Raw genomic sequence first — 3,305 nt, forward strand, 5'->3', positions numbered from 1 at the left:
CAAGAGGAAAGGCGCCAGATGGTTAATCTGGCGCCTTTCAAAATATGGGGTGGACGAAGGGGATCGAACCCTCGACCGCAGGAGTCACAATCCTGAGCTCTACCAACTGAGCTACGTCCACCATCTAGCGCTACTTGTGCCAAAGCTGCCTAATCCGCGCACCCGGCAGGACTCGAACCTGCGACCATCCGCTTAGAAGGCGGATGCTCTATCCAGCTGAGCTACGGGCGCCTTATTAATCTGTACTCTTGGAGGATTACAAACTAAGTGCTTTCCAGCCTTGCAGAACAACGATTCGCTCGACCTTCTTAACCAGTGCTAGGCTGTGCCCGACAAGTGCGACGAATAGTATAGAGGGCCCGGAAACCCGTCAAATCTTTTTTGAAAAAAACTGATTTTATTTAAGGGCTTAGGGCAATTTGCGGACCAAGCGCCTTTGCCCTCACGCCTCGGCGTGCGAGAATGCGCGCACTTTTCTTCCCCCTCTCGACGGTTAATCACGCGTAATGACTGCACAACTTATCGACGGCAAATCAATCGCCGCCAGCCTGCGCCAGCAGATCGCCAAACGCGTCACCGAGCGTCGCGAGCAAGGCCTGCGCACGCCGGGCCTCGCCGTGATCCTGGTGGGCAGCGATCCTGCCTCTTGGTTTGACGTCTCGCACAAGCGTAAAGACTGTGAAGAGGTCGGCTCGATTTCCAAGGCCTACGACTTGCCCAGCGACACCACGCAACAGGCGCTTACCGACCTGATTGACGGCCTCAACGACGACCCGCGCATCGACGGCATCCTGCTGCAACTGCCACTGCCCGAACACCTGGACGCGTCCAAACTGCTCGAACGCATCCGCCCGGACAAGGACGTCGACGGCTTCCATCCTTATAACGTTGGTCGTCTGGCCCAGCGTATCCCGCTGCTGCGCCCGTGCACCCCGAAAGGCATCATGACACTGCTCGAAAGCACCGGCATCGACCTCTACGGTCTCGACGCGGTAGTGGTTGGCGCCTCGAATATCGTTGGTCGCCCGATGGCGATGGAGCTGTTGCTGGCCGGCTGCACCGTGACCGTTACCCACCGTTTCACCAAGGATCTGGCCGGCCATGTCGGTCGTGCCGACCTGGTCGTGGTCGCCGCCGGCAAGCCGGGCCTGGTGAAAGGTGAGTGGATCAAGCCAGGCGCCATCGTTATAGACGTGGGCATCAACCGTCAGGACGACGGCAAGCTGGTGGGCGACGTGGTGTATGACACCGCCCTGCCCCGCGCCGGCTGGATCACACCGGTACCGGGCGGCGTGGGCCCGATGACCCGCGCCTGCCTGCTGGAGAACACGCTGTACGCCGCAGAGACCCTGCACGGCTAATAACCTTGCGGACTGAAAAAGCCCTGCGTTATCGCGGGGCTTTTTATTGCCTGCTGAAAAACTCGTTTTTTGTTATTTTTTCTCAAGCACTTTCGTCTGGTTCTGGAAGAAGATTTCCTGAATAGTTATCGATCGATACTCCTAGAATGTAACGTCATTTTTCTTACCAGCCGTTTCCCCAGTGGTCTTTCATTACTTTTTAGCGAGTTCACCCGCGTGCAAAAATTCGTCTTTCTCGTCAGTCTTTTTTTCGCTTTGACCGGCACATTGCTGACGCCGCCGAAACCACCCAGGCCCCGCGTGACACTTCCAAACTGCAGATCGCTTCCGGCAGCGCCATGCTGGTGGACTTGCAAACCAACAAAGTCATCTATTCCAGCAACCCCGATGCGGCGGTACCCATCGCCTCGGTGAGCAAGCTGATGACCGGCCTGATCGTGCTGGAAGCCAAGCAGAACATGGACGAGTACATCGATATCAACATCACCGACACGCCGGAGATGAAAGGCGTGTTCTCCGCGTGAAGATCGGCAGCCAGATGCCGCGCAAGGAAATGCTGCTGATCGCCCTGATGTCCTCGGAAAACCCGCGCCGCCGCGAGCCTGCTACCACTATCCGGGGGGTTACGCGGCCTTTATCGCGGCGATGAATGCCAAGGCCAAGGCGCTGGGCATGACCAGCACCCATTATGTGGAGCCCACCGGCCTGTCGATCCACAACGTGTCGACCGCCCGCGACCTGAGCAAGCTGCTGGCCGCCGCACGGCATTACCCGCTGCTCAGCCAGTTGAGCACCACCAAGGAAAAGACCGTGTCGTTCCGCAAGCCCAACTACACCCTGGGCTTCTCCAACACCGACCACCTGATCAACCGCGCCAATTGGGACATCAAGCTGACCAAGACCGGCTTCACCAATCAGGCCGGCCACTGCCTGGTACTGGTGACCAGCATGGGCACCGGCCCGGTGTCACTGGTGATCCTGGGATGCGTTCGGCAAATTCACCCACTTTGCCGATGCCAGCCGTATTCGCAACTGGGTCGAGACCGGCAAGAGCGGTTCGGTGCCGGATGTGGCGCTGCGTTACAAGGCTGACAAGAATCTGAAAAGTCGCCCGAATGCGGCGCACGTGCAGCGCTGAATAACGCAGCAGGCGCCAATGTAGAAGCAGCTCCAACGGTGGGAGGGGGCTTGCCTCCTCCCACCGTTATTTGCATGCCAACCGTCTATTTGTGTTCGGCCAACACTTTGAGCGCCGGGCGACCTGCTCCTGCCCGGCCTGGGCGGTGGCATTGGCGGCGTCGCGCCAGCGCTGCGCATCGACATTCGCCGGCAACTGACTCGGGCGCTGGGTCAGGATTGCCCAACTCCCGGCGCTGTCCCATTTCGATTCGAAATCACTGAAGTCCATCAACAGGCGCCGGTTCATGCCCGAACGCAGCAACACCGTGCTCTTCTGCTGGTTGAAGCCGACCACCACCACGTACCGCGCGTCCGACCACAGCCCGCCACCCAGGCGCGCCATCACCGGTAGAGCCGCCGCCACCTGCGCCAGCACCGCCGTCAGCCTGGCATCCAGCGGGTACACCATCAGCCCGTATTCACGCGCCAGCACCTGCATGTTGCGCGCAAGGTCCGCCTCGGCGCCGGGCAAGTGCAACGGTTTATCCAACAGCCCCGGTGTCATGACAATGCCTTGTTGCGACAGCATGCTGGCTAATGCCGTGGGACCGCTTTGATAGGCCTCGCTGCGAAAGGTCGGCACGCCGTTGAGTTCGACGTTATCCGGCAGGCCCGCGAGCTTCGAGGGGTGCGACGAACACGCCGCCAGCCCCAATGCACAGGCCAGCAACAAGGTGGGTTTCAGGTTCGAGGGTAGTGGAAATTCCTACTCTCTTGTTCAACCGCCGATGAGGGCTCAAATCATAGCCCAATCACGCGCTCACC

At 59.5% G+C, this 3,305-nt stretch carries 3 protein-coding genes, 2 tRNA genes and 1 pseudogene; 3 read left to right on the plus strand and 3 right to left on the minus strand.

All coding sequences use genetic code 11. The features are described from left to right. Nucleotides 1–45 precede the first annotated feature (45 nt). Together ACVBED_RS06285 and ACVBED_RS06290 are read right to left on the minus strand one after the other, a co-directional pair. Nucleotides 46–121: transfer RNA gene (locus ACVBED_RS06285), tRNA-His, on the minus strand. A gap of 36 nt (nt 122–157) precedes the next feature. Beyond that, a tRNA-Arg gene (locus ACVBED_RS06290) sits at nt 158–231 on the minus strand. Nucleotides 232–506: 275 nt separating this feature from the next. Here ACVBED_RS06290 and folD point away from each other — a divergent pair. The 3 genes and pseudogenes from folD to ACVBED_RS06305 all read left to right on the plus strand — a co-directional run. Then, on the plus strand, nt 507–1,361 hold the full coding sequence (gene folD, locus ACVBED_RS06295; protein WP_473094703.1) for a bifunctional methylenetetrahydrofolate dehydrogenase/methenyltetrahydrofolate cyclohydrolase FolD: 855 nt from the start codon (nt 507–509) through the stop codon (nt 1,359–1,361). Nucleotides 1,362–1,675: 314 nt separating this feature from the next. Next, nucleotides 1,676–1,885, plus strand: coding sequence for a hypothetical protein (locus ACVBED_RS06300; protein WP_473094705.1), 210 nt, complete (start codon nt 1,676–1,678; stop codon nt 1,883–1,885). A gap of 97 nt (nt 1,886–1,982) precedes the next feature. Beyond that, nucleotides 1,983–2,453: pseudogene (locus tag ACVBED_RS06305) on the plus strand (serine hydrolase family protein); the annotation flags it as partial. Nucleotides 2,454–2,565: 112 nt separating this feature from the next. Here ACVBED_RS06305 and ACVBED_RS06310 read toward each other — a convergent pair. Further along, nucleotides 2,566–3,210 carry a hypothetical protein gene (locus ACVBED_RS06310; protein WP_473094704.1) on the minus strand — a complete coding sequence of 215 codons (645 nt, stop codon included), beginning with the start codon at nt 3,208–3,210 and terminating at the stop codon, nt 2,566–2,568. Nucleotides 3,211–3,305 lie beyond the last annotated feature (95 nt).

Source organism: Halpernia sp. GG3 (genome assembly GCF_052976925.2).

What these genes read in the sequence shown, in the direction of transcription:
- folD (WP_473094703.1), top strand. Translation starts at nt 507, where the DNA reads ATGACTGCACAACTTATCGACGGCAAATCAATCGCCGCCAGCCTGCGC.